Origin of the sequence: Streptomyces sp. NPDC059373 (assembly GCF_042751495.1) — a bacterium.
Taxonomy (GTDB): Bacteria; Actinomycetota; Actinomycetes; order Streptomycetales; family Streptomycetaceae; genus Actinacidiphila.
The window spans coordinates 11,556-32,540 of sequence record NZ_JBHYXC010000039.1; the positions used below are offsets into that span (position 1 = coordinate 11,556).

The 20,985-nt window shown below is 69.4% G+C and carries 23 protein-coding genes and 1 pseudogene; 16 read left to right on the top strand and 8 right to left on the bottom strand.

From position 1 onward, the window contains the following. Positions 1 to 32 precede the first annotated feature (32 nt). From katG to ACFXJ5_RS33580, 7 genes are all read left to right on the top strand, one after another. Positions 33 to 2,264: a catalase/peroxidase HPI gene (gene katG / locus ACFXJ5_RS33550; RefSeq protein WP_384639668.1), complete on the top strand. Its 2,232-nt coding sequence runs from the start codon at positions 33 to 35 to the stop codon at positions 2,262 to 2,264. A 234-nt stretch (positions 2,265 to 2,498) separates the two neighbouring features. Further along, positions 2,499 to 2,972 (top strand): hypothetical protein, encoded by a 474-nt coding sequence (locus ACFXJ5_RS33555; RefSeq protein ID WP_384639670.1) that lies wholly within the window; start codon positions 2,499 to 2,501, stop codon positions 2,970 to 2,972. 103 nt (positions 2,973 to 3,075) lie between these two features. Beyond that, positions 3,076 to 3,354, top strand: a complete 279-nt coding sequence (locus ACFXJ5_RS33560; protein WP_384639673.1) for a hypothetical protein — start codon at positions 3,076 to 3,078, stop codon at positions 3,352 to 3,354. 152 nt (positions 3,355 to 3,506) lie between these two features. Beyond that, the gene (locus ACFXJ5_RS33565) at positions 3,507 to 3,782 is read left to right on the top strand and encodes a GlsB/YeaQ/YmgE family stress response membrane protein (protein ID WP_384639675.1); all 276 of its coding nucleotides are present in this window, start codon (positions 3,507 to 3,509) and stop codon (positions 3,780 to 3,782) included. A gap of 385 nt (positions 3,783 to 4,167) precedes the next feature. Further along, positions 4,168 to 4,977 (top strand): trypsin-like serine peptidase, encoded by an 810-nt coding sequence (locus ACFXJ5_RS33570; protein WP_384639678.1) that lies wholly within the window; start codon positions 4,168 to 4,170, stop codon positions 4,975 to 4,977. 62 nt (positions 4,978 to 5,039) lie between these two features. Next, a complete protein-coding gene (locus ACFXJ5_RS33575) occupies positions 5,040 to 5,540 on the top strand; it encodes a MarR family winged helix-turn-helix transcriptional regulator (RefSeq protein ID WP_384639680.1) in 501 nt (166 codons plus the stop codon). Continuing rightward, a complete protein-coding gene (locus ACFXJ5_RS33580; protein WP_384639683.1) occupies positions 5,531 to 6,826 on the top strand; it encodes an MFS transporter in 1,296 nt (431 codons plus the stop codon). Before ACFXJ5_RS33575 ends, ACFXJ5_RS33580 begins: the two co-directional genes overlap by 10 nt. A 96-nt stretch (positions 6,827 to 6,922) precedes the next feature. Here the strand turns inward: ACFXJ5_RS33580 and ACFXJ5_RS33585 are convergent, their stop codons facing one another. Further along, positions 6,923 to 7,639: a hypothetical protein gene (locus ACFXJ5_RS33585; protein ID WP_384639686.1), complete on the bottom strand. Its 717-nt coding sequence runs from the start codon at positions 7,637 to 7,639 to the stop codon at positions 6,923 to 6,925. Beyond that, on the bottom strand, positions 7,632 to 8,144 hold the full coding sequence (locus tag ACFXJ5_RS33590) for a SigE family RNA polymerase sigma factor (RefSeq protein WP_384639689.1): 513 nt from the start codon (positions 8,142 to 8,144) through the stop codon (positions 7,632 to 7,634). Before ACFXJ5_RS33590 ends, ACFXJ5_RS33585 begins: the two co-directional genes overlap by 8 nt. Positions 8,145 to 8,495: 351 nt before the next feature. Here ACFXJ5_RS33590 and ACFXJ5_RS33595 point away from each other — a divergent pair, with 351 nt between their 5' ends. Next, positions 8,496 to 9,140 carry a GAP family protein gene (locus tag ACFXJ5_RS33595; protein ID WP_384639692.1) on the top strand — a complete coding sequence of 215 codons (645 nt, stop codon included), beginning with the start codon at positions 8,496 to 8,498 and terminating at the stop codon, positions 9,138 to 9,140. Positions 9,141 to 9,234: 94 nt separating this feature from the next. After that, complete coding sequence (locus tag ACFXJ5_RS33600) at positions 9,235 to 9,585, top strand: cupin domain-containing protein (RefSeq protein WP_384639695.1); 351 nt, start codon at positions 9,235 to 9,237, stop codon at positions 9,583 to 9,585. 46 nt (positions 9,586 to 9,631) lie between these two features. Here the strand turns inward: ACFXJ5_RS33600 and ACFXJ5_RS33605 are convergent, their stop codons facing one another. Next, positions 9,632 to 11,152, bottom strand: a complete 1,521-nt coding sequence (locus ACFXJ5_RS33605) for a hypothetical protein (protein ID WP_384639698.1) — start codon at positions 11,150 to 11,152, stop codon at positions 9,632 to 9,634. Between the two features lie 292 nt (positions 11,153 to 11,444). On the opposite strand from ACFXJ5_RS33605, the gene ACFXJ5_RS33610 reads away from it, so the two are divergent. After that, a complete protein-coding gene (locus tag ACFXJ5_RS33610; protein ID WP_384639701.1) occupies positions 11,445 to 12,164 on the top strand; it encodes a class I SAM-dependent methyltransferase in 720 nt (239 codons plus the stop codon). 73 nt (positions 12,165 to 12,237) lie between these two features. Here ACFXJ5_RS33610 and ACFXJ5_RS33615 read toward each other — a convergent pair whose 3' ends face one another. From ACFXJ5_RS33615 to ACFXJ5_RS33625, 3 genes are all read right to left on the bottom strand, one after another. Further along, positions 12,238 to 12,588, bottom strand: coding sequence for a hypothetical protein (locus ACFXJ5_RS33615; protein ID WP_384639704.1), 351 nt, complete (start codon positions 12,586 to 12,588; stop codon positions 12,238 to 12,240). A gap of 388 nt (positions 12,589 to 12,976) precedes the next feature. Next, positions 12,977 to 13,906, bottom strand: a complete 930-nt coding sequence (locus ACFXJ5_RS33620) for a phosphotransferase family protein (RefSeq protein ID WP_384639706.1) — start codon at positions 13,904 to 13,906, stop codon at positions 12,977 to 12,979. A gap of 196 nt (positions 13,907 to 14,102) precedes the next feature. After that, positions 14,103 to 14,510: an NUDIX hydrolase gene (locus ACFXJ5_RS33625; protein WP_384639709.1), complete on the bottom strand. Its 408-nt coding sequence runs from the start codon at positions 14,508 to 14,510 to the stop codon at positions 14,103 to 14,105. A gap of 282 nt (positions 14,511 to 14,792) precedes the next feature. Here ACFXJ5_RS33625 and ACFXJ5_RS33630 point away from each other — a divergent pair, with 282 nt between their 5' ends. From ACFXJ5_RS33630 to ACFXJ5_RS33645, 4 genes and pseudogenes are all read left to right on the top strand, one after another. Next, the gene (locus ACFXJ5_RS33630; RefSeq protein ID WP_384639712.1) at positions 14,793 to 15,149 is read left to right on the top strand and encodes a hypothetical protein; all 357 of its coding nucleotides are present in this window, start codon (positions 14,793 to 14,795) and stop codon (positions 15,147 to 15,149) included. Between the two features lie 269 nt (positions 15,150 to 15,418). After that, positions 15,419 to 16,291, top strand: coding sequence for an alpha/beta fold hydrolase (locus ACFXJ5_RS33635; protein ID WP_384639715.1), 873 nt, complete (start codon positions 15,419 to 15,421; stop codon positions 16,289 to 16,291). A 418-nt stretch (positions 16,292 to 16,709) separates the two neighbouring features. Further along, a pseudogene (locus ACFXJ5_RS33640) lies at positions 16,710 to 16,889 on the top strand (NADPH:quinone reductase); the annotation flags it as partial. A gap of 59 nt (positions 16,890 to 16,948) precedes the next feature. Beyond that, a complete protein-coding gene (locus ACFXJ5_RS33645) occupies positions 16,949 to 17,149 on the top strand; it encodes a zinc-binding dehydrogenase (protein ID WP_384639718.1) in 201 nt (66 codons plus the stop codon). Positions 17,150 to 17,367: 218 nt separating this feature from the next. Here the strand turns inward: ACFXJ5_RS33645 and ACFXJ5_RS33650 are convergent, their stop codons facing one another. Beyond that, the gene (locus ACFXJ5_RS33650; protein ID WP_384639721.1) at positions 17,368 to 17,862 is read right to left on the bottom strand and encodes a MarR family winged helix-turn-helix transcriptional regulator; all 495 of its coding nucleotides are present in this window, start codon (positions 17,860 to 17,862) and stop codon (positions 17,368 to 17,370) included. Between the two features lie 99 nt (positions 17,863 to 17,961). Here ACFXJ5_RS33650 and ACFXJ5_RS33655 point away from each other — a divergent pair, with 99 nt between their 5' ends. Beyond that, the gene (locus ACFXJ5_RS33655; protein WP_384639724.1) at positions 17,962 to 18,927 is read left to right on the top strand and encodes a zinc-binding dehydrogenase; all 966 of its coding nucleotides are present in this window, start codon (positions 17,962 to 17,964) and stop codon (positions 18,925 to 18,927) included. A 438-nt stretch (positions 18,928 to 19,365) separates the two neighbouring features. Here ACFXJ5_RS33655 and ACFXJ5_RS33660 read toward each other — a convergent pair whose 3' ends face one another. After that, a complete protein-coding gene (locus tag ACFXJ5_RS33660; RefSeq protein ID WP_384639727.1) occupies positions 19,366 to 19,938 on the bottom strand; it encodes a TetR family transcriptional regulator in 573 nt (190 codons plus the stop codon). A gap of 121 nt (positions 19,939 to 20,059) precedes the next feature. Between ACFXJ5_RS33660 and ACFXJ5_RS33665 the strand changes: the two genes are divergently transcribed. Beyond that, positions 20,060 to 20,965, top strand: a complete 906-nt coding sequence (locus ACFXJ5_RS33665) for an SDR family oxidoreductase (protein ID WP_384639730.1) — start codon at positions 20,060 to 20,062, stop codon at positions 20,963 to 20,965. Positions 20,966 to 20,985: the final 20 nt, after the last annotated feature.

Consider the following 20,985-nt stretch of genomic DNA (forward strand, 5'->3'; position numbering starts at 1 on the left):
CACCGTGATCCGCCCAGTCCGGAAGGATTCCCATGTCCGAGAACCATGATGCAATCGTCACAGACGCGAAAACGGAGGGCGGAGGCGGCTGCCCGGTCGCGCACGGGCGCGCCTCGCACCCGACTCAGGGCGGCGGAAACCGCCAGTGGTGGCCGGAACGGCTCAACCTGAAGATCCTCGCCAAGAACCCCGCCGTGGCCAACCCCCTCGGCGAGGAGTTCGACTACGCCGCGGCGTTCAAGGCCCTCGACCTCCCGGCCGTGAAGCAGGACATCGCCGAGGTCCTGACGGACTCCAAGGACTGGTGGCCGGCCGACTTCGGCCACTACGGCCCGTTCATGATCCGGATGGCGTGGCACAGCGCGGGCACCTACCGGATCAGCGACGGCCGCGGCGGCGGCGGGGCCGGCCAGCAGCGCTTCGCCCCGCTCAACAGCTGGCCGGACAACGGGAACCTCGACAAGGCCCGCCGCCTGCTGTGGCCGGTCAAGAAGAAGTACGGCCAGAGCCTGTCGTGGGCCGACCTGATGATCCTCGCCGGCAACGTCGCCCTGGAGTCGATGGGCTTCGAGACCTTCGGCTTCGGCGGCGGTCGTGCGGACGTCTGGGAGCCCGACGAGGACGTCTACTGGGGTCCTGAGAAGGTCTGGCTCGACGACCAGCGCTACACCGGCGACCGGGAGCTGGAGAACCCCCTCGGCGCCGTCCAGATGGGCCTCATCTACGTCAACCCGGAGGGCCCGAACGGCAACCCGGACCCGCTCGCCGCGGCCCGCGACATCCGTGAGACGTTCCGCCGGATGGCGATGAACGACGAGGAGACGGTCGCCCTGATCGCGGGCGGTCACACCTTCGGCAAGACCCACGGCGCGGGCCCGGCGGAGAGCGTAGGCGACGACCCCGAGGCCGCCCCGATCGAGGCGCAGGGCCTCGGCTGGAAGAGCACCTACGGCACCGGCAAGGGCGGCGACGCGATCACCAGTGGCCTTGAGGTCACCTGGACCCAGACGCCGACCCAGTGGAGCAACTACTTCTTCCAGAACCTGTTCGGTTACGAGTGGGAGCTGACCACCAGCCCCGCCGGCGCCAACCAGTGGGTGGCCAAGGACGGTGCCGGTGCGGGCACCATCCCCGACGCCCACGACGCGTCGAAGAGCAAGGCCCCGACGATGCTGACGACCGACCTCTCGCTCCGGTTCGACCCGGCGTACGAGCAGATCTCGCGGCGCTTCTACGAGAACCCCGACCAGTTCGCTGACGCCTTCGCCCGCGCGTGGTTCAAGCTGACCCACCGCGACCTGGGCCCGGTCGTGCGCTACCTCGGCCCGGAGGTCCCGTCCGAGACGCTGCTGTGGCAGGACCCGCTGCCCGAGGCGACGTACGAGGCCATCGACGCCGAGGACATCGCCTCCCTCAAGTCGCAGATCCTCGCCTCGGACCTGTCGGTGTCCCAGCTCGTGTCCACCGCGTGGGCGGCGGCCTCGTCCTTCCGGGGCAGCGACAAGCGCGGCGGCGCCAACGGCGCGCGCATCCGTCTCGAGCCGCAGAGCGGCTGGGAGGTCAATGAGCCCGATCAGCTGGCTCAGGTGCTGCGCGTCCTGGAGGGCATCCAGACGTCCTTCAACGCCGCACAGACCGGTGGCAAGCAGGTCTCGCTCGCCGACCTGATCGTGCTCGCGGGCAGTGCGGCCGTCGAGAAGGCCGCCAAGGACGCCGGCTTCGACGTCGAGGTCCCCTTCACGCCGGGCCGCGTGGACGCGTCGCAGGAGCAGACCGACGTGGAGTCGTTCGCCGCGCTCGAGCCGACCGCCGACGGGTTCCGCAACTACCTCGGCAAGGGCAACCGCCTGCCGGCCGAGTACCTGCTGATCGACAAGGCGAACCTGCTGAACCTGAGCGCCCCCGAGCTGACGGTCCTCGTCGGCGGCCTCCGCGTCCTGGGCGCGAACTACGGGGACTCGAAGCTCGGCGTCCTCACCACGACCCCGGGGTCCCTGACCAACGACTTCTTCGTCAACCTGCTCGACCTGGGCACGACGTGGAAGGCGACGTCCGAGGACGCGAACACGTTTGAGGGTCGCGACGACGCCACGGGCGAGGTCAAGTGGACCGGCACCCGTGCCGACCTCGTCTTCGGCTCGAACTCCGAGCTGCGCGCGCTCGCGGAGGTCTACGCGAGCGATGACGCGAAGGCGAAGTTCGTGAACGACTTCGTCGCGGCGTGGGTCAAGGTCTCGAACCTCGACCGGTTCGACCTCGTCTGAGAACAGGGCTCGTTCGTGTCATGACGTCCAGGTCGGCCCGCGTCGGCCGACCTGGACGTCTTCCGCGTGATTCAGCGGGAACCCGGGCGTCAGGCCGGGGTTGCTCACCAACATGGGGTCCACTTCTCGGTATCCGCTAACTCCAGCCCGTTCCTGACCCGGTACCCCGTCCAGCAGTCCGTGGTCTCCGTAGCATGTCCATGCTCGCGGGTGTGATCTTGGAGGGGTATCACGGTGGCAGGTGACGTCTGGGGACCGGTCTTGTCGCTCACCGGCGTTCTGCTCGGGGGCGGGCTGACGGCGTTTGCCCAGCGTGCCACTCAGCAGTCCGCCGAGCGCACCGAGCAGCGCAGGCAGGCGATGGCCGCAGCGGAGACCCGCCGGGCGGAACAGCTGCAGGTACTCAAGGACTTCGTCGCGAAAGCGCAGGAGGCCGAGCGGGCCGCCTACAGCCGTCCTGAGCCGTGGGGTGATGATGAGGACGGCTGGATGACGGGCACCGGGCCTGTCATGACCGCGCTATGGACGGCATCGGGCAATGTGATGCTGCTGTGCGACGAGACGCTGCACGAGCCCGTCCGCGTCTACGGGCGTGCACTCAACCAGGCAGTATGGCGAGAGATCGGCGATACCGAGGTGAACGAGCACCTTGAGGCCCATAAGGCCGCGTTCATGACCGCAGCGCGCAAAAGTCTGGCCTCCGGCTGAAGGGGCGGAGCGGTTCCTCCGGGATCGGGGAGAGAGCACTGCGACGGTCAAGCAGCGCCCGGCGGGGCTGGCCCTGCACTGGGACGGCACCTCGTGGGCCCAGGTGCCCCTGCCCGCGGGCACCTTCTCGCTGCAGGCCGTCACCTTGCGGCCGGAGGGCGGACTCGCCGTCGTGGGCGGCAACGACGACGCGGCCGTCGGGCTGAGCTGGACGCCCACCGCGGGCCGGCGGTCCCTCGGCCTGCCCGAGAACGACCCGCAACTCCCCCTGGGCGTCAGCTCCGTGGTGTCCTCCGGCAGCCACCTGACCATCGGCGGCTGGCACTACGTGTCCAGCGACTACGACGACTCCTTCAGCGGCGGCGCCATCCTGACCAGGTAGGACGGCGGACGACGGTGGCGTCCCGCAGCAATGATGTCGGCGACCTGACCGGGGCAGAGACTCCCGGCCTGTCGAAGCGTTTGAGGGCCGCAAAACCGCGTACACGCACTGTGACGGGAACGCATGTTCTACACGTGGCAGGAGGAACCCCCGTGGGCATCATCGCTTGGATCCTCATCGGACTTCTCGCGGGCATGATCGCCAAGGCCCTGATGCCGGGCAGGGACCCCGGAGGCATCATCATCACCATGCTCATCGGGATAGCCGGCGGCCTGCTCGGCGGCTGGCTGGGGAAGGTGATCTTCGGTGTCGACTCCATCGACGGGTTCTTCGACCTGTCGACCTGGACAGCGGCCATTGTGGGGTCGCTGATTCTTCTGGCGGTGTTCCGCACGGTCACCGGACGGGGTACCAGCCGGCACGCCTGATCCGGGCCGTCGACGCCACCCACCACATGGGAACACAGGGCCCTGCCGAGTGCCACCGCACCGGGCAGGGCCTGATCCTGCCCCCCTCGCCGGGCGCAACCAACCAGCTGTTGGTAAGCCTTGTCGATACGGGTGGTTCTGGTGGCGGCGGGACGGGCGGCCGGTAAGGTTGTGGCATCGGATCGGCTTGCTGACGCACCCCCGACAGGCGTGGGGAGCCGGAGGATCTTGACCCGTGTTCGATCCGGGACCGGCGGTTCAGCGGAACTGAACCGTCGAGGTGATCCACAAAGCACAGGCTTCCCCGGCTGTGCCACCCGCACCGGCCGCTGTGCCGACGGATGCCTCGTGTCACCGGGCGACCGTCCGAAGAGGGGTTCAACACATGTCCAGGTTCTCGAGTGCGAGGGTGACCGTGTTCTTCGCGGTGGCGCTTGTGTCGGTGGGGGTGTTGTCCGCCGGCCCCGCAGTGGCCGACCCACCCGCTCCGCCCGGGACGCCCACCGCGACGGCATTCGCCGGGGCATCCACGGTGGGTCCGTTGTTCGGCGACGGGCTGGCCCAGAACCACGGGTGCACCGCCAGCGTGGTGGCGAGCCCTCGCCACGACCTCATCCTGACGGCGGCACACTGCGTCTCCGGAACGGCGGCCGGCCGGCAGTTCGCCCCGGGCTACAACGGCGGTCAGACCCCTTACGGCGTCTGGACCGTGACCCACGCCTACGTCGACCCGAAGTGGAGCGACGACCAGGACCCGCAGTACGACTACGCGATTCTCGAGCTCGCCGACCAGTGGCTCGGGGGTCGCGAGGTCGGCGTCGAGGACGTGGCCGGCGCGAACATCCTCGGCCAGGCGCCGCGCTCCGACCAGACAATCACCGACATCGCCTATAACGCCGGCATCGACGACCAGCCCGTCCGCTGCACCACTGCGGTCTACTACACCGACGGTTTCCCGTCGTTCAACTGTCATGGTTACGTGGGCGGGAGCAGCGGCAGTCCCTGGCTGTCCACCGTCCCCGGCAGCGACCAGACCTACGTGGAGGGCATCATCGCCGGGCTGCACCAGGGCGGCTGCTACGAGTACACCTCCTACTCGCCGGCGTTCACGCCGGACGCGTACGAACTCATAGTGAGGGCGACGTTCGGCGTGCACCCAGACATCGTCCCCACCGCCGGCAGCGACGGCTGCTGAAGGGCGAGTCCCCCTGCCCGCAATCGTAACAGTGCTTATATAAGCCCTGTTACGATGTGGGCATGACCGAGGACCACACGCTCGATCCCACCCAGCAGAGCCTCTGGCGGCCTCTGCGGCTGCTCCAGGCATCGATGGACGCGGACATCGCCCGGATCTACTCCGAGGAACAGATCCACGGGCTCAAGACGAGCTTCGTGATGGAACTGCTCCGGCTCCACACCTACGGGCCGATGACCATCACCGAACTGGCCGAGTCGGTCGGCCGGACCCACTCCGCACTCAGCCAGAAAGTGGCCGCGATGCGTACGGCCGGCTGGGTCCAGACCCTCGCGGGCGACGACGCGCGCAGCAAGAAAGTGACGCTCACGGACGACGCCCGCCGCATCGTCGGTCGCCTGGCGGCGGAGTGGCGGGCCACCGAGGCCACCATCGCCGACATCGAGGCTGAGATCCCCTATCCCCTTAGCCGGGTGGTCACCGACATCGAGCAGGTCCTCGAGCGCAAGAGCTTCCACGACCGGATCACGGAGAAGCTGGCGGAGGACCCCGCATGGGACTGAAGCACGGGATGCTCGACGTGACCCCGCTGCGGACGTCATTACCGTTCCGGCGGCTGTGGATCGGCCAGGCCCTCTCCGGACTCGGCGGCCAGATGACGCTCGTCGCTGTGATGTTCCAGGTCTGGCAAATGACGAACAGCACCACCTGGACCGGCGCCGTCGGCCTGGCGCAAGCCGTTCCGCTCATCGTGCTCGGGCTCTTCGCCGGCTCGGTCGTCGACCGCGTGGACCGGCGGAAGTTCTACCTGATCACGACCAGTGGCCAAGCCGTCTGTTCGTTCCTGCTCGCCCTGCAGGGCTTCCTCGGCAACCTCCCGACTGCGGGGGTGCTGCTCCTGGTCGCGGTTCAATCCTGCTTCGTCGCCGGCGGCGGCCCGGCGTCACGCACCTTCATCCCGCACCTTCTGCCCAAGGACCAGCTCGCGGCAGGGCTGGCGCTGGGGCGAATCGCCTTCCAGGGCGCCATGCTGACAGGACCGGCACTGGGCGGGCTGATCCTGGGCAGGCTGGGCGTCGGCGGCTGCTACCTGATCGACGCGCTCACCTTCGCCGCCGCGTTCTACGGTGCGTTCGGCTTGCCACGGATGCCCCCGGGAGACGAGCCCGCCCGGCCCGGCCTGCGCGGCGTGCTGGACGGTCTGGCCTTCCTGGTACGCACTCCCGTCATTCGCGGAGCGCTCCTCACGGACCTGGCCACCACCGTGCTGTCGATGCCGATCAGCCTGTTCCCCTTGATCAATGCCGAACGGTTCGGCAACAACCCACGCACTCTCGGGCTGTTCCTGACAGCCATAGCAGTCGGCGGAGTCGCGGCATCCCTCTTCTCCGGGACCTTCACCCGCCTGCCCCGCCCCGGCCTGGTCATGCTCGGCGGATCGGCCAAATGGGGCGCGGCACTCGCGCTGTTCGGCCTGTCGCCCAACCCCTGGGCGGGGCTGGCCTTCCTGGTCCTGGCCGGCGCTGCCGACACCGTGTCCGTGGTCTCCCGGAGCACCATCGTGCAAATGCACACCCCGAACGAGCTGCTCGGCCGTGTCAGCGCCGCTGAACAAATCGTCGGGCAAGCCGGCCCGGACATCGGCAACATGCGCGGCGGTCTCGTTGCGGACGCCACGTCAGGCATGACAGCCCTGGTCAGTGGCGGCTTGCTGTGCATCGGCGCCGTCGCACTGGTCGGCACGACCACACCGGGCCTGCGCTGGTTCTCAGCGACACCCCCTCGCCAGGCCGCACCAACCAGCCAACAGGACTCGGCCCCTGGAGCACCGGTGGGCGGGGTGGACTGAGGCCCTTCCCTCCCCGCCCCGGAGGTGACCACGCCCGGTTCGGACACCCGTCGAGCCGCCGCTCCACCCGAATCAGGCACCCCGGGGAGTACGGATCTAGCCGGGCTTGACTCCCGACACGTCCATGATTCCCTGCACCTCGATGACCGAGACCACCTTGTCGTACTGGTCCAACGTGACCGTCAGGGGCGTCCCGTCCTTCGCCCTCCCGGCGTAGGACGCGGACGAGTCATCCTTGCGCTGCGCCGTGAGCCCGCAGTCGGCAAGGGCCTTCTCGGTCTGCGACATACTCTTCGTCGCTCCCTGCAAGGTCTCGTAGCCGACAACACGGTGGCGGGCCTTGGCCCCGCCCTTCCCGGAGTACGTCACCGTGCCCGAGGAGAAGTCGTTGCCGCGGGTGGGGACGGGGTTGACCCAAGGCCCGCACACGGTTCCTATGCCCACCCCCGGCAGCGCCTTGGTGGTGTCCGCCGACGGGGCGTGGTCGTCCTCCTTCCAGTGCACCTGTTTGTACAGCGGCAGCGCCGACGGTTTGGCCGCCGTGATGTAGTTCCCGTCCGCCCCGTGCGACCAGTACGGGTCGGGCCGCGGCGGCGCCGTCACCTTCGATACCTGGGCCTTCTCCGTCCCGCCCGGCAGCGCCATCCATGTCCCGGCACCGATCGCCGTGGCCGCCACCACGGCCACCGCTGCCACCCCCACGCGCTTGCGCATCTTCCGCTGCTCCCCCCGTGCTCGTACGGTCTCCGCCGCCGGCAGCCTCACCGGCACCGCGTCCAGCATTTCCTCGACCTCGAACCTGGCCTCAGGCATGGCTGATCGCCCCCTCACCCAACCGCTCGCCCAGAATCTTCCGCGCCCGGCTCAGCCGGGTCCGTACCGCGCCATTTGATGCCCCGGTCTCCCGGGCCACCTCTTCCACCGGCAGGTCCAGTAGGTGATGCAGTACCACCGCGTGCCGCTGATCGGCGCTCAACTCCCGCAACGCCGCCACCAGCGCCACATGATCGGCCGACATTCCGGGGACATCCGGAGCCGGACCATGTCTGAACTGCGCCCTCATCCGATTGCGCGCCCGCCGCCAGCTACTCACTGCCAGCCGCATCGCCACCGTCCGTACCCACGGCATCGGATCCCCCTCCCGGGTCAGCCGCTCCCACCTCTCCCACGCTCTCGCATACGCCTCCTGCACCGCGTCCTCCGCCTCGCCCAAGTCCCCGGTCACCGCGTACACCGTGGCGACCAGCCGCTTGGCCGTTGCGGCATAGAAAGCGTCGAACTCCGTTTCCGGCCCCGCTTCCGCCTCTGCCGACGACACGCAACCCCCCGTCCTCTCTGCTCTTTCGTGGCCGCCGTCCCAGTCCCCGGTGACCCTGCAATAAGCACGCCCGGCAGCCCCCGGAGGTTACCGACGATCTCGGAAGATCTTGCGTGAGAGCCCCGGCCCCAAGACCGCCGGCAGGCGAGCAGGCAGGGGCTGTCCTTGAGTTCCCCGGGGCCAGGGGCCCGTTCGCCGAGGCGGAGACTCCGGGCGATGCCCACAGCAGCGCACGCGCAGGTCATCCACCAGGTGGACTGCCAACCGCCGGTGAGAGCGGCCAGGCAGCGATGTTCCGCCCGACAGCGCGCCCTGAGTGCGGGGCCATCGACACCGTGCTGTACTCGGACGATGGTCCTGGACCTCCTGCTCATCGGCGGGGCCATTACGTTGGGGCCCCTGCACAACACGGCGTTCATCCTGCTGCTGTCCGCGCCCAAGGGCGTACGGAAGGGTCTCGCGTTCGTTGTGGCGTGGCTCGCGTGCCTGGTGCTGGTGATCGCCGCCGTGGTTCTCCTGACGGGCGGCAAGCCGGTCGCGAGGCACAGTGACCCCTCCACCGCGGCTCTGGCTCTCAAGCTGGTCCTGGGCCTCGGCATGGTTCTCTACGGTGAGCGCAAGCGGCGGCGCGGCAGCCGTCCCCGCCCGACACCCAAGTGGTTGGCGCAGGTGGACCAGGCATCCGGATGGACCGCGGCGGGGCTGGCCGTCCTCCTGCAACCCTGGGCCATGGTCGCCGCCGGCGGCGCAACGGTGGTGAAGGCGCACCTGTCGTCCGTGGAGTCGTACCTGGCATTGATGGGCTACTGCCTGCTGGCCACGTCCAGTCTTCTGGCGATGGAGCTCTACGCGACGTTCAGGCCCGGCACCGCACAGGCCGAGCTCGGGAGACTACGGTCCTGGATCAGCGGTCACCAGGACCAGGCGATCGTGGCACTGTCGCTGGCGCTGGGCCTGTGGCTGGTCAGCAAGAGCATCTACCAGCTCGTCTCGTGACGCCGCCCAGACCGTACGAAGTGTCAGGCTGGGCCGGGAATCCGGCACAACCTGGCACATCCTCCGGACAAGCGGGCGGCACTAGGGTCGGGCCATGACCGACAGCTTCGCCCTGCACATTCCCGACGCGGACCTGGAGTTGGACCCGCTGTCCCCCGGGCAGATCGTCTCCGGCAGTCCCGAGGTGTCGGGGAAGGTGCTCTGGGAGTCCGAGGACGGCCGGCAGATCCGCGGCATCTGGCAGATCACCCCCGGCGTGGTCACGGACACCGAGGCGGACGAGCTGTTCGTCGTGGTCAGCGGCCGCGCCACCATCGAGGTCGAGGGCGGCCCGACCCTCCACGTACGCCCCGGGGACCTCGCCGTGCTGCGCGAGGGCGACCGCACCACCTGGACGGTGCACGAGACCCTGCGCAAGGCGTACGCGATCAATCTCGCGCGCTGACCCCCGCGGCAGGCTTCGCGGCCGTGTCGGGGGTCAGCGGCGGGGATCAGGAGACGTCCAGGCGCGCCACGGACAGCGTGGCCGTGGTCGGCGACGAGCCGCTCAGCGCGATGCGGTAGTCCGGGGTGGCGGGGGCGTAGGCCCAGGTCAGATCGCCGTCGGGGAGTACGGCGATGTCTCCGGCGATGCGGGCCTTGACGACCTTGTCCGGTGTCAGGAACTTCCCCTTGTAGTCGATCAGCCGCAGGTGCGTGCCCGTGAAGGTGCCGGTGCAGGTGCCGGCGGCGCATGTGGGGTTCTTGATGCTCTCCCACGACACCAGCAGCTTGGTCTTCCCGTACGGGGCGATGCGTACGTTGACGTGCTCGGTGCCGGCCGCGCTGGTGAGGTAGACCGGCTTGCCGGAGAGCGTCGTACGGTTCTTCAGGAAGGCGACCGCGACCTGGTGGGTCTTCCACTTGGGCGTGACGGTCCAGCCACGGCCGCTCGCGTCGTCGGGGTTCTTCTTGGCGGAGGCCGCGCCGCGCGAGGCGAAGGCGGTCGCGTAACGGCCGGTGGACGACTTGACGATGGCGCCGGTGCGTCCGGCGTACGTACCGCCGCAGTAGCCCGCCCAGCACTGCTCGCGCTGGAGGACGGGCGCGTTGTCGGGGGCGCCGATGCCGGTGGAGACGAAGAGGCCCGAGCGCCAGTCGTCGTGGCAGAGCGAGGTGAAGGCGCCGGTCTTCTCGGGGTAGAGAGCGATGCCCTCGTTGTGGCTGCACCCCCAGTCCCAGCCGCCGCTGAGCTTCTTGCCGGTCGCGCCGATGTACGCGAGCTTGTCGCCGTAGTGGCCGTCGGCGGGGCCGCCCGCGCCGTGAACGACGAAGTACGCCCCGAACTTGCTGCCGTTCCACTTCAGCTGGCCGTCCAGGAGCGGCGCGGTGTCGTGCATGGCGGTCCCGGTGAGCTTCCTGGTGAAGGCGCGGGTGCCGTTCTTGTAGCGGATCAGGGCAGCGGCCGTGTCGCCCCACTTGTTGCTGTCGGGGACGCGGGTGAGCAGCGCGAAGCCGTCGTTGAGCGAGACCAGGCCGCCGACCTCCTTGGCGCCCTTGACGACGGTGTCCGCGCCCGCGCGCTTGCCGGCGGCGGTGAGGGTCGTGACATGGATGCCGTCGGCGGCGGGCGAGGCGACGCGCACGGTGCCGTTCGGGGCAACGGCGGTGTCCACCCGGGTCCATTCCCTGACGTTGTTGTAGCCCGGCGACAGGTACGCCAGCTTCTTGGACAGCGTGACCGAGGTCAGCGTGATCCGGTCGGCGAGCGTACGGGCGGCGGGGGCGGTCGTGCCGGCAGGCGCGGTGGTGCCGGCGGGCGCGGTCGTCTCGGCGGCCCCGGTCGTCTCGGCGGCCCCGGTCGTCTCGGCGGCCCCGGTCGCCGTCGCGGTTGTCGCGTCGTCGCTCACCATGGCCGACGCCGTGCCGTACACCGCCAGTCCCGCGAGGGCGGCGCCTGCCACTGTCAGGGTCAGCCGCCGTCTGGGGCCTCGGTCACCGTGCTTGGCGGTCTTTGCCGTACGTCGTCCCATGAGCGGTGAATTCCTCCTGTGCGAACGGCACGCGTCGACGTGCCTGTCCCCGGGAGTCGCCACGGGTGCGGAAAAGGTTGCCGCGGAATGGGGCCGGGGCGGAACTGATCCACTGGTGACGATGCCGCTGCGGCCCACGTTCCGCTCCACGTCCGGCAGCGCGCTGACCTTGTCCACTGCGAGCGGCTGCCAAGAGGGCGCTGGGGGTCGTCGGCCGACGTGGGTACGGTAAATGCCTTGCACCACCAGGGAGTTCTGTGACATCCCTACGCGGGTGGACGGATACTTCCCGATGGACAGCTTCGGCCCCGAGGGTGCCGCGGGCTACGACGAAACCCTGCGCGGAGACGAGGAGCACACCGTCTCGTTCCTGGCCGACCAGGCCCGCGGCGGAGCAGCACTGGAGCTGGCCATCGGGACCGGCCGGATCGCGCTGCCACTGGCCGCCCGGGGGGTGCGGGTGGACGGCATCGACTTGTCGTCCGAGATGGTGGCCCAGCTGCGTGCCAAGCCCGGTGGTCCGGACCTGCGGGTGGTCCTCGGCGACATGGCCGAGGTACCGATCGATGGCGAGTACCGGCTGATTTACCTGGTCTTCAACACCCTCTTCAACCTGCTGACGCAGGATGAGCAGGTCCGCTGCTTCGAGAACGCGGCCCGGCGCCTGACCGACAACGGTGTCTTCGTAGTCGAGGGCTTCACCCCGGGCTATCTGCACCGCCTTCGTGACAACCAGTACGTCGACGCCGAGAGGATCGAAGTGGCCCGCGTGAAGCTCGACGTCGGCCGACACGACCCGGTCGCCCAACTGCTGGACGAGAGCCACATCCACCTGTCCGCGCTGGGCGTCCGGCTCTTCCCTGTGGTCTGCCGCTACGTCTGGCCGAGTGAGCTCGACCTGATGGCGAGGCTGGCAGGGCTGCAGCTGCGCGAGCGTTGGGGCGGCTGGCAGCGGGAACCGTTCGCAGCGGCGAGCCGCAACTGCGTCTCCGTGTACGAACAAGTCCCCTGACCTCGCGGATGCACTTCGCCGTCTGGCACTGGGGGTGCCGGCGGTACCCCCAGTGCAGCGGTAGCCGGGGAGGTCACGGCCAGAGCGAGTAGGTGACCGTTCGATGGAGCCCGTCCGGGCTGCCGTGGGTGTAGACCAGACTCATCCGGGTGAAGCGCTTCGCTGGATGCCCCTTCCACGGGCGCGGGTGGTCGAGCCGGACGATCACAGGGTAGGAGTGGAATCTCCCCGCCGCACAGTACGGCTTGCAGTCGTTCACCTCGTTGAAGCCTCTGGCCACTGCGGACGTTTGTGCCCACCGTGACCAGTGCAGCGAGACGAGGTTGCTGTTGCCGTCACCGCAGGCGATCAGGAAGTGACCGGGACGTACCCGGGGCTGCGAGAAGCAGTCGACGACCGTGACGTCTGCAGACCGCCGTGTCACGCCCTGGGCGGACGGTCGTGGATCCGCCTGGGCGGAAGCCGTCCCCAGTGCTGCTGCGAGTGTTGCGGCAGCACAGAGCGTGACCGCCGTTCTCCCGAGTGTGTGTATGGGCATCTGCGCTCCCGACCGCCTGTCGGCAGGCCACTGGGCCCGTGCCTTACCCCTTGACCAGCCCTTTCTGTCGGCGTGGCGGGGGCGGGCGCCGGACGACTGCGGCTTCGTTCCGTCGGCATCGTCATCTGTGTTTTCTGTACCGACGCTACGACTATGGTCGGGGATGCACCATTCGACCGGGGTGTCACCGTGCGTCCGCCAGGTTCCGCGACGTGCACAACCCCGCCGTACCCGCCCTCGGGCCTCTCTACGGCGAACGCGGACCTCGGCGAGTTCAGCGGTCGTCCGTGGGCAGGAAGGCGAGCGCCTCTCGGAGGTTGTGCTCGGCGATTCCCCTCATGGAGTCGCGGTCGGGGAAGTCGCCGTCGAGGAGCCGCAGTGGTCCGGCGACGAGGGACAGGCGCATCGCCAGCGTGTAGAACGCCAGACGCTGCTCGTCGAGGTCACCGTGGTCCAGCCACCGGTAGTGCTCGCCGAAGCGCAGTCGCAGGAACACGTGCTCCCACTCGACATCGAAGAACATCACGCCCTCGATGTCGATGAGGACCGGCTGCCCATGCCTGTCCACCAGCACGTGGTCCGGCCCGAGCTCACCGTGGATGAGCCCGTACTCCGAGCGTGGGCGCACCGCCGCAGCCAGGGTGCGAAGTACGGTCTCCAGCTGATCCTGGGAACGTGTGATCCGCGTGTCGCGAGAGGCGGCTTCTGTGAGGTCGTCGAGCGCGCGGTCCAGGACGACCTGCTCACACGAACTGCCCTCGGAAGTACCGTCCTTGTCGATCAGGGCGACTTTGCCGAAGCGTGGACCCTGGTGCCGCTGCATCGCACCGAGGGTCTCGGCGAGTCGCGCCATGGTCGTTTCCATGCTGCGCGGGTCCTGGCGGAGCAGTGCTTCCAAATTGTCGCCGGGCACGTCTTCGACCACGGCGACATCTGCCGGGTAGTGGGTCCTGCTCCGGTCGGCCAGCCGGATCCTGGGCGTGCGGATTCCAAGGGTGTCCAGATGCCGGTGTGCGGCCTCGAAGAGCTCGATGCCGGAGGCGGGCGAGAACGGGTCCGCGTGGTTGTCGGCGTCGGCGGCCTGCGTGGTGGGCCAGTAGTTCTCGGCGTCGTCCCATACGTAGACGATCGCGGTGGAGTCATCGTCCAGGGTGAGGCGGTAGACGCCCTTCTTGCTTCCACCGCGCAGTCGCGACAAGCCCACGAGGCGATGTTCGGTGCCCAGAGCCGCCCGTGCGACGCCTTCCAGATGATCCCGTGTGACAACCCTGCGTACCGCGCCCACGACCTTCCTCCCCCATCTGTCCACTGCCCGTTGCTCGTTGCTCGTTGCTCCAGGCATGGGAGACAGTCGAGCGCCCTCATCTGCTACCGCCGCATCACCGACTGACAGGCCTGTGCTACAGCATCGGAAGGATCTCTTCGAAGAAGGGGCGGTCGCCCGCGAACGTAGGCTGCAGCCGCCCGAATTCCCCGGCGGTGACCCAGCGGGCCTCGCTGACCTCTCCGGGATCGAGCGTGAGCTGACCGCCCTCGACCGCAGCGGTCCACCAGTGAAGCACGAAGCTGCCGTCCTCGGTGGTGCTCTCCCAGACCTTCCCCAGTGGAGTGACGCGTAGCCCGACCTCTTCCCGCACCTCACGGACCAGCGTGTCCTGCTGACGCTCGCCAGGCTCGATCGTGCCACTCAGCGGCGCCCAGTAGCCGGGAAGTCGCGCTTGCGGACCCCGCCGAATCACCAAGACCCGACCGCCGTCCTGCCGCAGGACAGCCACCACGGCCTCTCGCCTGACCACGTTCTCCTCCATGACACGGACCCTACCCAGGCCCGACATGGACGGTGCCTCGGTTACTGCAACGGCCCCTGTCAAAGAGGGAGTCCAACGTCGGTCTGTGAAGGCGGACTTGGACTCCCCCGCCACCGCACTCGTGTGAAGACCGACGACCTGCCGACTGATTCGCCGCAGCTCGCCTCTGGCGGCCGAAGGTAGGTTTCGCACCGCTGCTCAGCGACGCCGGAGCCGGTGACGCGCCTTTCTGCCGTCCGGGGCACGGGTGACGGTGCGCGCCCCGGTCGGCATACTGCGCGGATGGTCTTCTTTGCGCTCTTCGGCTCGCTGGTCGCCCTCCTCGTGGTGGACTGGGCCATCACGCGCTCCAGCCGGCGTCGGGACGAGTGGGCCTTCTGGGAGAACTGGAACCTCGTCGTCTACGGCCCGCTCTTCGTCCTCATCTGCCTGGCTCTGACGGTCGACGCATGGTTCCATCCGGACTGGTCGCCGAGCGCCCGCCTCCCCCTCCTCCTCGGACTCCCCGTGGTCGCCGCCTACTTCGCCGTCCGCTGGTACCGCTACTTCGGGGGACGCGTCCGCGCACTCATCGGGGGGAACCGAGTCACCCGCCCGCCGGACGGCGGCGACAAGGGGCCGCCGGAAGCACGCCGTTGACGGGTTGACCAGCGGGCCGGCTCGATCGCGGCCCGTCCACCGGCGCCGAGGTAGGGGGGCGCCCCGGCAGGCGCAGCAGCCCGCGTCGGTGGCCGGACCGTGGTTCCATCCGGGACGCTGAGCGGCGGTCAGTGATCGCTGGAGAAGATCTCCTGGACCTTGCGGGGCGGTGTAGTAGGCGAGGGCGATCCGCCATGACGCGCGGGGGCGTGCGCCGGGGAGCCCGCCCCCGGGCGGGTCCGTGCGTTTCTGTGACGTAGGTTCCCCCCATGACGAACCTCCACCTTGCCGATGGCCGGACACTGGAATACCTGGTGGCCGGTCCCGCAGACGGGACACCCCTGGTTCTGCACAACGGCACGCCGTCCGCGGCGGTGTTCTTCGAGCCGATGGTCGCGGCTGCCGCGCGCCACGGCCTGCGGGTCGTGGTCCACAGCCGACCCGGATACGCAGCTTCGTCGCCGCAGCCCGGCCGTACGGTCGCCGCGGTGGCCGCCGACGTCGCCGCCATCCTGGACGAGCTGGGCGTCGACCGGTTCCTGACCGTCGGCTGGTCCGGCGGCGGCCCGCACGCCCTGGCCTGCGCAGCGCTGCTGCCCGGCCGGTGCCTCGCCGCCGCCACTGTGGCCGGCGTCGCCCCGCACGGTGTCGAGGGCCTCGACTGGCTGGGCGGCATGGGCGCGGAGAACATCGAGGAGTTCGGGGCGGCTGCGGCCGGAGAGGGGCCGCTCACCGCCTTCCTGAGCGCGCAGGTCCCCGGCCTGGCCGAGGTGCAAGCCGGTGAGATTGCGGCCGCGTTGGGCGATCTGGTCTCCGACGTGGACCGCAATGCGCTCACCGACGAGTTCGCCGATTACATGGCGGCGACGTTCCGGGCGGCCGTGTCCGGCGGCATCGCCGGCTGGCGCGACGACGACCTGGCCTTCGTCGGCGACTGGGGCTTCGATCTCGGCGCCGTCGAGGCTCCGGTCTCGGTCTGGCAAGGCGCCGAGGACCGGATGGTGCCCTACGCCCACGGCCGCTGGCTGGCGAGCCGGTTGACCGGTGCCACCGTCCACCTCGAGCCGACCGAGGGTCACCTGTCGCTGGTGCTAAACGCGTTCGACGACATCGTGACCGAGCTGACCGGGCACCTGGCCTGACGCGTTCCCGGCGCCGGCGTGCGGGGTCGCGTCAGCCACCGGGCTGGGTCCGGGGCCGGCGGTGCAGGACCGCGGCCAAGTCGACGGCCGGCACGCCAGATCTGGGGCGGCCGGATCGCCGGTCACGAACAATCCCTCGATCTTGCGCTGGTGGATCGGGAACGAACGCAGCGACGCCAGCGACACGCAGCCGATACCGAAATCGTCGAGGGCCACCCGGACGCCGCTCGCGGTCACCCGGCGCAGCTGTTCGCGAGCCGACGGTTCGTGGATGTGTGCTGGAGTCAGAACCCACCTAAGGGCGCCACGTCGCTGATCGCTCTGCGCGACAGCGTGCACCTCGCGAGCGGGGAACGAGTCCTGGTCCGGGGCCGCTGCCGGCGGCGTTGGCACAGCCGCCGTACAGTTGGCCCACGCCATGGGCGCCAAGGCGACCGCGCTGGCCCGCGACCGCCACGCCCCGCTGCTCACCGATCTCGGTGCCGACGAGGTCCTGGACCACGGCTCCACCACCTCGGACCAAGTCGGACCGTTCGACCTCATCGTCGACACCGTCGGCTCGGAACTGAACTGCTACCGAAGCCGGTTGGCCAAGGGCGGCCGAATGGTCACCGTTGGACTGTCCGCGTCGGCCCTGGCCTCGATCGCAGCGTCGAGGTGTACGGCTCCCGCCGCATCCGCACGGTCAGCGCCAATCCCGACACCGCCGTGCTGCGCGACGTGGCCGACCGCGTCACGTCGGGTGCGCTGCGCCCGGTGGCCAACAGCGTGTACCCGCTCGCAGACATCGCCACCGCGCACCAGGCGTTCGATCGCGGCAGCGTCGTGGGCAAGCATCTGGTGGCGGTGTGTGCGTAGTTCCGTCGTCCTCGTGGGCATCCGGTCTGACGGGTAATCGGGGCGGCTCGTCCGCGTGCCGATGGCTCTCGCCTGACGGCGTTGTCGTCGGTCGATGTTCGGGTCCGGCGAGGTCCGGGACGAAAGGGCCGTGGGTTCAAGTCCCGCTATCGCGACCGCGTTGCAGCAGGCCGGCCGTGATTCGCCGTCGTGGGGCACGGTCTGGTGGGTGGGGTCCGTCAGTGAGTGGTGCGCAGGTCGATACCGCGACCATGGGCGTCTACGGTCACGATCCGGGTCGCCATCTGCGACAGCCGCTTCCGGTCGGTTTCGGGCAGCGGCGCGACGGATCTCTCGATCTGCTCGGCGAACCGTGCGGCGACCTGTTCGACGAGCTGCCGGCCGACGTCGGTGATCGATACCTGAAACGAGCGGCGGTCGACGGCGCTGACGGTGCGGGTCACCAGACCGCGGCGCTGCGCACGGTCGACCAGACCTGTGATCGAGGACTTGTCGAGGCCGAGGTGCCGACCGAGCTGGTTCATCGTCGGCTCCCGGTCCCGAAGCACCCCGAGCAGCCGCGTCTGGATGATCGACAAGTCGTGGTGCCCCGCGATCTCGGCCAGGGTGTTCTGCACCAGAAACGACAGCTGGGCGAGGGCATCGACCAGCCCGAGATCCTCGTCTGCGGGTGACGGTGCGTGCGGGGTCGGCGTGTCGTGGGGTGACGTCATATCCGGATTCTACTTGCAAAGGTACGTGGCACCCACTAATTTAATTTGTGCCACGTACCAAAGTCTTTGTGCCACGTACCAAATCTGAGGAGAGTTCCCATGGACATCCATGCCGCGGTGGTCAGCTCGTTCGACAACCCGCCCCGCTACGAGCCGTTCGACCTGCCCGCCCCGTCCGACGAGGACCAGGCGCTCGTCGACGTCCTCGCGGTGGGCCTGCACCCCCGGGTGCGTTCCGGCGCGTCGGGCAGCCACTACACCAGCAACGGGAAGCTGCCGATGGTTCCCGGCATCGACGGGGTCGGCCGGCGCCAGGACGGCCGGATGGTGTACTTCGTCGCCGATGACGAACTCGTCGGTCCGATGGCCACCCGGACCGTCATCGACAGCCGCCGCAGCGTCGTACTGCCCGACGGCGCGGACGTGGTGAAGATCGCCGCGGCGATGAACCCGGCCATGTCGTCCTGGGTGGCGCTCCGCCGCCGCGTCCCGATCGAGGCCGGGCAGTCGGTGCTGATCCTCGGCGCGACCGGCAACGCCGGCCAGATGGCCATACAGGTCGCCAAGCGCCTCGGCGCCGGCCGGGTCGTCTGCGCCGGCCGTGACCAGGCCCGCCTGGCGACGCTGCCGGGAATAGGCGCGGATGCGACCGTCGCGCTCACCGACGACGCCGACGCCACCGCAGCGGCGCTGGCCCAGGCGGCCAGCGAGGTCGACCTGGTCATCGACTACCTGTGGGGCAAGCCCGCCAGTGAGGCGATCATGGCGCTGCTGCAGGCCCGCGCCGACCGCAGCCGTGCCCTGAACTGGATCCAGATCGGCGCCATGGCCGGCCCGACCATCGAACTGCCATCAGTGGCACTGCGCTCGGCGAACTTCCGGCTGCAGGGCAACGGCCAGGGCGCGGTGTCGACCAGGACGTACCTGGAGGAACTGCCGTCCCTCATCAACGAGATCGAGGCCGGAGGTCTCACGGTCACCGCCCAGGCCGTACCACTCGCCGACATCGAAACCGCGTGGACCGCACCCGAGGTCCCGGGCGTGCGCACGGTCCTGGTGCCCTGACCCCGGCAGCGCCCTGTGCATACCCGGCCTCCGGGCGCGACAAGTAGCCCGGGCCACTGTTACCGAAGGAGAACACACACCATGGACACGGACGTCAAATGAAGTGTGCCCGTACTCCAACGCCATGCGGGGAACATCGAGGTGACCCTCACGGCCACAGCCTCGCCGGCACCTTCGGACGGCTGACGCCCCCCGAAGGTGCCGGCGGACAGCGAGGGGAACCCCACGCTGCCGGCGCTCACCTCATCGCACGGCCGCAGGCTGGCCAGACAGGCGGACGCCATCAGCTCGGCGGCCGGCTCGTCGACGCGGAACCTAAGGGCCCACAGCGCGTACGACGTGCCGGACCGGTGCCGAGGCCCGAACGCGGTAGTGATCACTGCCACGAGGCCAGGACGTCGTCGGGCAGTTCACCTGGTTGATCCATCGCTACGCTGATCACGTCGCGCCGGCGGTCATCGCCACGAGTTCGCCCAGCACCTCGCGCTCGATGTCGAGGAACGACCGCTCCTCACCCTCGGCGATCCACTTGCCGAAGGCCACGCCGAACACGGTCACCCCGGATTCCGCGGCGAGCGTGGCCGTCGCCTCGGGAACCCCTCGCGACCGGAGAGCGGCAGCGACCGCCGTGGCCAGCCCCGCCAACTTCAACAACTCCCGTTCCTGCAGCGCAGGATTCTCGGAGATGATCGTGTGCCGCCGTCTGGAGTGGTCGCGGCGCTCGGCCGGGAAGAACGTCGCCGCGGCCGACAGGGCGGACTCGACCATCTCGAGCGGCGACGCGTGCGGCACAGCCGCAGCCACCCCGTCCAGGAACGCCTGCTCCAGCAGCTCCTGCCCGCCGAACAGCACCTCACGCTTGTCGGCGAAGTGGCGGAAGAACGTGCGCTCCGTGAGACCGACAGCCTGAGCGATGTCGGCCGCGGTCGTCCTGTCGAAGCCGCGACTGATGTAGAGGTCCATCGCCGCCGCCTGCAGCCGCTCCCGCGCCCCGGGCTCCCATCTCACCATGGCCGCCACTCTAGTGATGACAGCGGCCGACATGGCAGCTACAGTGACAGCAGTCACTGACGTCAGTGACTGACATTGCTCGCTTCGTACACCAGGCTTGCCATCGAAGGAGATCATTCACATGCGCGTTTTCGTCACCGGAGCATCCGGGTGGATCGGCTCGGCCGCGGTCGACGAGCTGCTCGCCGCCGGCCACGAGGTGGTCGGGCTCGCCCGCTCCGACACCTCGGCCGCATCCCTCGACGCGAAGGGTGCTCAGGTCCGCCGCGGCGACCTCGACGACCTCGACGACCTCGACAGCATCCGGGAGGGCGCGGCGACCGCTGACGCCGTCCTCCACCTCGCCAACAAGCACGACTTCAACAACCCCGCCGTCTCCAATCAGGCCGAACGGGCCGCCGTGCAGGCGATCGGCGACGTCCTGACCGGATCAGGCCGTCCGTTCCTGCTGGCGTCCGGCGTCGCCGGTCCGGCGCAGGGCCGGGTGGCGACCGAGGAGGACAGGTCACCGTTCCACGGCCTGGAGTCCCCCCGAGGCGGCAGCGAGAACCTCGCGCTGGAGTTCGTCGATCGCGGCGTGAACACGGTGAGCCTGCGGTTCGCCCCGACTGTGCACGGCGACGGCGACCACGGGTTCATCGCGACCCTGGTCGCGATCGCCCGTGAGAAGGGCGTCGCGGGCTACGTCGGCGACGGCACGAACCGCTGGCCGGCGGTCCACCGGTCGGATGCCGCGCAGATCACCCGCCTGGGACTGGAGAAGGCCCCGGCGGGAACGCTCCTGCACGCGGTGAGCGAGGAGGGAGTCCCCACTCGCGAGATCGCAGAGGCCATCGGACGAGGACTCGACGTTCCCGTGACCTCGATCGCACCGCAGGACGCAGAGAAGCACTTCGGCTGGATCGGCCGCTTCTTCGCCATGGACATCCCCGCCTCGAGCGCCCGCACACAGGAACTCCTCGGCTGGGCCCCAAGCGGGCCTGGCCTCATCCAGGACCTGGACGCCGGGTCCTACTTCCGCGCCTGACGCACCTGACGCACCTGACG